6 protein-coding genes are annotated in these 6723 nt (G+C 67.4%); all 6 read left to right on the forward strand.

Features of this window, described 5'->3' with window-relative positions; genetic code table 11:
- Positions 1-12: 12 nt before the first annotated feature.
- The 6 genes from BMW49_RS12800 (at position 13) to BMW49_RS12825 (ending at position 6588) form a co-directional block, all read left to right on the forward strand.
- Positions 13-501, forward strand: a complete 489-nt coding sequence (locus BMW49_RS12800) for a response regulator (protein WP_069519274.1) — start codon at positions 13-15, stop codon at positions 499-501.
- Between the two features lie 25 nt (positions 502-526).
- Positions 527-2926, forward strand: a complete 2400-nt coding sequence (locus BMW49_RS12805) for a hybrid sensor histidine kinase/response regulator (protein WP_069519275.1) — start codon at positions 527-529, stop codon at positions 2924-2926.
- Positions 2923-3507, forward strand: a complete 585-nt coding sequence (locus tag BMW49_RS12810) for a biliverdin-producing heme oxygenase (RefSeq protein WP_083251753.1) — start codon at positions 2923-2925, stop codon at positions 3505-3507. The genes BMW49_RS12805 and BMW49_RS12810 overlap by 4 nt, the downstream gene beginning before the upstream one ends.
- 101 nt (positions 3508-3608) lie before the next feature.
- On the forward strand, positions 3609-4649 hold the full coding sequence (locus BMW49_RS12815) for a LacI family DNA-binding transcriptional regulator (protein ID WP_069519267.1): 1041 nt from the start codon (positions 3609-3611) through the stop codon (positions 4647-4649).
- 2 nt (positions 4650-4651) lie between these two features.
- Positions 4652-5581 (forward strand): ribokinase, encoded by a 930-nt coding sequence (gene rbsK, locus BMW49_RS12820; RefSeq protein WP_069519268.1) that lies wholly within the window; start codon positions 4652-4654, stop codon positions 5579-5581.
- 26 nt (positions 5582-5607) lie between these two features.
- Positions 5608-6588: a nucleoside hydrolase gene (locus tag BMW49_RS12825; RefSeq protein ID WP_069519269.1), complete on the forward strand. Its 981-nt coding sequence runs from the start codon at positions 5608-5610 to the stop codon at positions 6586-6588.
- Positions 6589-6723: the final 135 nt, after the last annotated feature.

Below are 6723 nucleotides of genomic sequence, written 5' to 3' on the forward strand. Positions count from 1 at the left end.
GAGAGGATGCTCATGCTCAAACCCATTCTGCTGATCGAGGACAACCCCCACGATCTGGAGCTGACCCTGGTGGCGCTGGAGCGCAGCCAACTGGCCAACGAGGTCATCGTCCTGCGCGATGGCGCCGAAGCACTGGACTACCTGTTCCGCCGTGGCGCCTACGCCGAGCGCGACGACGGCAACCCGGCGGTACTGCTGCTGGACCTCAAGTTGCCCAAGGTCGATGGCCTGGAAGTGCTCAAGGCCGTGCGCGAGTCTGCCGAGTTGCGCAGCGTGCCCATCGTCATGCTGACGTCTTCACGCGAGGAACCAGACCTGCAGCGCGCCTACGAACTGGGGGTCAACGCCTATGTGGTCAAGCCGGTGGAGTTCAAGGAGTTCGTCTCGGCAATTTCCGACCTCGGGGTATTCTGGGCCGTGCTGAATGAGCCGCCACCCGGTTCCTTACGCCTGCAGCGACGCCCCACGAGTAGCCGCGATGCGCACGACACGCCAGACTGACCCCGCCGATAACTCGAAGCTGCCTATGCCTGCCACTCCATTGAAACTGCTGCTGATCGAAGACAGCCCGCACGATGCCGAACTGGCCCTGCTGACCCTTGAGCGCAGCGGCATGCAGGTCGATGCGACCCTGGTACATGACCACCAGGGCGCCGATCGCGCACTGCAACAGCACACCTTCGACCTGATTCTTTCCGACTACCTGCTGCCCGGCTCATCCGGGGCCAAGGCACTACAGGTGGCGCGCCAGCAGGCTCCGCAAACCCCGTTTATCTTCCTCTCGGGGATTTTCGGCGAAGAACACGCCGTAGAGATGATGCGCCTGGGCGCGGTCGACTATGTGCTCAAGCAGAACATGGGGTTTCTGCCCAAGGCGGTGGAGCGTGCCCTCGCCGAAGTACGCGAACGGCGTGAGCGGCGCCGTGCCGAAGAAGCCCTGCAGGAGGTCGAGATCCGCGCCCGCCTGGCCATCGGCGCCGCGCGTATGGGCATGTGGGACTACTCGCCGGCCAGCGATACGCTGATCTGGGACGAACGCTGCAAGGCCATGTACGAGCTGCCGCCCGGCACCCACGTCGACATGAATTACTTTCTTTCGCGCTGCCACCCAGCCGATCGCGAGGCCGTCGAGCAACAGGTCGCCAAGGCGCTGTCGGTGGACAGCGGCAACGAATACCAGGTCGAGTACCGCCTGCCGCTGTCGGAGAACCGCGAGCGCTGGCTGTCGAGCCGTGGCCGGGCCTTCTTCGAAAATGGCCAGTGCGTGCGCTTTATCGGCGTGCTGCTCGACATCAGCGAGCAGAAACAGGCCACCGAAGCCCTACGCGGGCTCAACGAGCTGCTCGGCGAACGGGTGGAAAAACGCACCCGCGAACGCGACCGCACCTGGGAGCTATCGCGCGAATTGCTCGCGGTGATGCGCTTCGACATGGTCCCCAGCGCCCTCAACCCAGCCTGGGAAAAAACCCTCGGTTGGTCGCGCAAGGAGCTGAGTGCCGGGCCACTGTGGGAGCTGGTGCACCCCGACGACCTGCAGGCCACACGCCGCGAGGCTACCAGCATCGCCAGCGGCCATGTATCCACGCGCTTCGTCAACCGCATGCGCCACGCCAATGGCAACTACCATTGGCTGTCCTGGACCGTGGTACCCGATGACGGCCTGATGTATGCCGCGGTGCGCGACATCACCAGCGAACGTGCGGTGGTCGACGAACTGGCCGCCACCAACCGCCGCCTGCTTGAGCAGATCGAAGAGCGCGAACGTGTCGAAGCCACCCTGCAACAGATGCAACGCCTCGAAGCGGTCGGCCAGCTCACCGCGGGAGTGGCCCATGACTTCAACAACCTGCTCACGGTAATTCTCACCAGCACCAGCTTCGTCGGCCGCGACCTTGAGCGCGGTAATCTCGACCGCGCCCGCGAACGCCTGCAGAACATCACCGATGCCGGCGAGCGCGGCGCCAAACTGACCAGCCAGTTGCTCGCCTTCTCACGCCGCCAACGCCTGGCACCTGAAGCCGTCGACCTCAATGAGACCCTGGCCGGCATGCACGAACTGCTGCAAAGCACCCTGGGCGGCAGCGTATTGATCGAAACCCAGACTGCGGACCAGCTCTGGCGCGCGCGAGTCGACCCGACGCAGATCGAACTGATCGTGCTCAACCTGGCGATCAACGCCCGCGACGCCATGGCGGTCGGCGGTACCTTGCGCCTGATCACCGCCAACGAAGTGGTCGAACAGCCACCGCAGCGCCCCGAAGACCCGGAGCCGGGGCACTACGTGGTGCTCTCGGTGCAAGACACCGGCAGCGGCATGAGCGAACAGGTGCTGGCCAAGGCCTTCGAGCCCTTCTTCACCACCAAGGATGTCGGCAAGGGCTCAGGGCTTGGCCTGGCCCAGGTATTCGGCTTCGCCAAGCAATCCGGTGGTGGTGCGCGTATTCACACCGAGCTGGGTGTGGGCACCACGGTCAAGGTTTACCTGCCGAGTATCGGCGCCGGCGACCAGCCACCGGTGGAGGTCCCATCCCTGAGCTGCGCCAGCGCCGCGCCCGGTCTGCAGCGCACCATCCTGCTGGTCGATGACGACCCCGGCGTGCGCGAAGTGACCGCCGCCATGCTCGACGCCCTGGGCTACCAGGTGCAGCAGGCCGACAGTGGGCCGGCCGCATTGGCGCAGATCAGTGAAGACGTCGACTTGCTGCTCGCCGATTTCGCCATGCCCGGCATGAACGGTGCGCAACTGGCCCGAGCGGTACGCGAGCGCTACCCGCGACTGCCCGTCGTGTTCGTCACCGGCTACGCCGAACTGGGCGGCCTGGATGCCAACGAGGCACTGATCGTGCAGAAACCCTATCGCGGTGACGAACTGGCGCAAAAGCTCCAGGCCGCCCTTACCACGGCGGCCGAAGTGCCGGCACCGTGAGTCTGCGTCAGCAGTTACGCTGCGCGACCACGCCCTTGCATCACCAAGTGGACGCTGCCTTCAGCGCCTACGCCTTGCACACCCGCGACGGCTACAGCGATTTTCTTCTGGCCCATGCCCGTGCCCTGCTCGGTCTGGAAGTCGCCCTGGAAGCCAGCGGCATCGAGTGCCTGCTGCCCGACTGGCCCCAGCGACGCCGGCGCGATGCCCTGCGCCACGACTTGCTCGTCCTTGACCTGGCCGTGCCGACGCCCCTGCCCCTGCCGGATACCCTCGACAGCGCCACCTGCTGGGGCCTGGTCTATGTGCTTGAAGGCTCACGCATGGGCGCTCGCCTGCTGCTGGAGCGAGTGCGCGAAACACCCTGGCCAGGGCAACTGCACGCGCTGCACTACCTGCAACACGCCGGCGACAGCGCACTCTGGCCGCGTTTTCTCAGCCAGTTGCAGCAGGCCGCCGCTGAGCTGAACGCCGCTGCAGTCTGTCGCGGCGCCGAGCTGGGCTTCCAGCAGTTTATCGCCGCAGCGAGCCAGGGTTGTCACGCCCAGGCGATTGACAATCGCAGCACAGCAGCGCCATAGTTCCCAAGCGCAAACGTTTGCGTATTAGAGAAAGCCCATACCAGATGCGCTTCTGATAATAATAAGGCTGTCGCGCCCAGGCGCCTGTCACCGGACATCCCATGGCCACCATCAAAGACGTTGCCGCACTGGCGGGCATTTCCTACACCACCGTTTCCCACGTGATCAACAACACGCGGCCGGTGAATGCAGAAACCCGGCGCAAGGTCGAAGCAGCCATCGCCCAGCTCGACTACGTGCCCAGCGCCGTGGCCCGCTCGCTCAAGGGCCAGGCCACCGCGACCATCGGCCTGCTGGTGCCCAACAGCCTCAACCCCTACTTTGCCGAACTGGCCCGGGGTATCGAGGATGAATGCGAGCGCAACGGCTACTGCGTGATCCTTTGCAACTCCGACGATGACCCGGCCAAACAGCGCAAATACCTGCGCGTCCTCCTGGAAAAACGCATCGACGGCCTGATCGTCGCCTCGGCTACCGAAGAAGGTGGTTTTGATGACGGCATCGCCCCGCTGCGCATTCCGCTGGTACTGGTTGACCGCGAACTGGATGGCGTCGTTGCCGATCGCGTGTGGGTCGACCATGAACAGGGCGGTTACCTGGCCACCCGTCACCTGCTTGACCTCGGTCACCGGCGCATCGCCTGCATCAGCGGCCCGCTGCGTACCCGCGTTGCGGCGCTGCGCGTGCAGGGTTATCGACGGGCGATGGCCGAGGCCGCGATCGTGGTGCCCGACGCCTGGCTCGAAGAAAGCGACTTCACCAGCCCCGGCGGTTACCAGGCCGCCAGCCGGCTGCTGGAGAGCGTGCGCCCCAGCGCGATCTTCGCCAGCAACGACCTGCTCGGCATCGGCGCCCTGCGCGCGGCCGCCGAACGCGGCCTGCGCGTGCCTCAGGCGCTGTCGGTAATCGGCTTCGACGATATCCAGATGAGTCGCTACGTCTACCCGGCCCTGAGCACCGTCGGCCAGTCGATCCTGCAGCTCGGCGAACTCGCCGCGCAACTGCTCCTGCAGCGTATCGAAAGCCCCGCGCCGGCCGCGCCCGAGCCGCGCATCCTCGCCCCGCAGCTGCTGCTGCGTGAATCCACCCAAGCGCCCGGCCCCCATCTCGCCGGCGCCCCCACCCCGTCGCCACAAGGTTGAACATGCACCACGCGAACATTCTCGTCATCGGCAGCCTGAATATGGACCTGGTGGTCCGCGCCCCACGCCTGCCGCTGCCGGGCGAAACCCTGAGCGGCGAACAGTTCGCCACGGTGCCTGGCGGCAAGGGCGCCAACCAGGCCGTGGCGGCGGCGCGCCTGGGTGCCCAGGTGGCCATGCTCGGCTGCCTCGGTGACGACGCCTACAGCACGCAACTGCGCGCCGGTCTCGACGCCGAGGGCATCGACCACAGCGGCGTGGCCAGCCTGCCGGGGCGTGCCAGCGGTGTGGCGCTGATCGTGGTCGGCGCCGACAGCCAGAACGCCATCGTCGTGGTCGCCGGCAGCAACGCCGAGCTGGACGCGGCGCACCTGGCGCGCTTCGACGCCGCCCTGCAGGCGGCCGATATCGTCATCTGCCAACTGGAAGTGCCCCTGGCCACGGTCGGCATCGCCCTGCAACGCGCCCACGCCCTGGGCAAGACGGTGATCCTCAACCCCGCCCCGGCCACTGGCCCGCTGCCGCCTGAGTGGCTCGCCTGCATCGATTACCTGATCCCCAACGAGAGCGAAGCCGCCGCCCTCAGCGGCCTGCCCGTCAGCTCCCAGGCCGAAGCGGGCCTGGCCGCCCAGCACCTGCTCGGCACCGGCGTGCGCCGGGTGCTGGTGACCCTGGGCGCCGCTGGCGTGTTGCACGCCACACCCGCCGACCTGCAACACTTCCCGGCCCAGGCCGTGCAGGCGGTCGATACCACAGCGGCCGGCGACACCTTTGTCGGCGGCTTTGCCGCAGCACTGGCCCAAGGCCTGAACGAGGCCGAGGCGATCCGCTTTGGCCAGGCCGCCGCCGCGCTGTCGGTGACCCGCGCCGGCGCGCAACCCTCCATCCCGCATCTGGCCGAGGTGCAGGCGCGCCTCGCGGCCAGCCGCTGACACCGACCGATTCAGGAGCCTACCCCGTGACCCACCTGTCCCCTGCTGCCCGCCGCCGTGCCGGCCTGCCCCGCGAGCTGATCATCGACACCGACCCGGGCGCCGATGACGTGGTCGCCCTGCTGTTCGCCCTGGCCTCGCCCGAGGCGCTGAACCTGCGCGCGATCACCACCGTGGCCGGCAACGTGCGCCTGGACAAGACCACCCGCAACGCCTGCCTGGCGCGCGAATGGGCCGGGCGCGAAGAAGTGCCGGTGTACGCCGGCGCGCCAACGCCGCTGGTCCGCACGCCGATCTACGCCGAGAACGTCCACGGCCAGGAGGGTCTGCCGGGCATCACCGTACACACGCCCGCCTGCGGCGCGGAACCGAGTAGCGCGGTGGAGTACCTGATCGATACCTTGCGCGCCGCCGCGCCCCAGAGCATCACCCTGGCCATGCTCGGCCCGCAGACCAACCTGGCGCTGGCGTTGATCCAGGCGCCCGACATCGTCCAGGGCCTGGAAGAAGTGGTGGTCATGGGCGGCGCCCACTTCAACGGCGGCAACATCACCCCGGCGGCCGAATTCAACCTGTTCGCCGACCCCCACGCCGCCCAGGTGGTGCTCGCCAGCGGCGTACCGCTGACCTACGTGCCGCTCGACGTGACCCACAAGATCCTTACCAGCGAGCCGCGCCTGGCCGCCATCCAGGCCCTGGGCAACCGCGCGAGCAGCCTGGTCATCGACATCCTCAATGAATACGTCAAGCTCGATATGGACCACTACGGCCTGCCCGGCGGGCCGATCCACGACGCCAGCGTTATCGCCTACCTGCTGCAGCCCAGCCTGTTCCAGGGCCGCGACCTGCACCTGAACATCGACACCCGCGAAGGCCCAAGCCTCGGCCAGACCCTCGCCGACTGGTACGGCACCCTGCAACAACCGGCCAACGTGCACTGGCTCGGCGACGGCGACGCCCAGGGCTTCTTCGACCTGCTCACTGAACGCCTCGGCCGGCTGGCGTAACAGCGCCAACAGCCAGGCCCGGAACCGCTGAACCCCCGGGGCTGCCACCCCATACGTAGCCTGGGTGGAGCAGCGCGATACCCGGGGCACCTTTCCCGGGTGTCGCTGCGCTCGACCCAGGCTACGGGCTGGCGC

This window comes from Pseudomonas cuatrocienegasensis (assembly GCF_900110925.1).
Classification (GTDB): domain Bacteria; phylum Pseudomonadota; class Gammaproteobacteria; order Pseudomonadales; family Pseudomonadaceae; genus Aquipseudomonas; species Aquipseudomonas cuatrocienegasensis.

What these genes read in the sequence shown, in the direction of transcription:
- BMW49_RS12800 (WP_069519274.1), top strand. Translation starts at nt 13, where the DNA reads ATGCTCAAACCCATTCTGCTGATCGAGGACAACCCCCACGATCTGGAG.
- BMW49_RS12805 (WP_069519275.1), top strand. Translation starts at nt 527, where the DNA reads ATGCCTGCCACTCCATTGAAACTGCTGCTGATCGAAGACAGCCCGCAC.
- BMW49_RS12815 (WP_069519267.1), top strand. Translation starts at nt 3,609, where the DNA reads ATGGCCACCATCAAAGACGTTGCCGCACTGGCGGGCATTTCCTACACC.
- rbsK (WP_069519268.1), top strand. Translation starts at nt 4,652, where the DNA reads ATGCACCACGCGAACATTCTCGTCATCGGCAGCCTGAATATGGACCTG.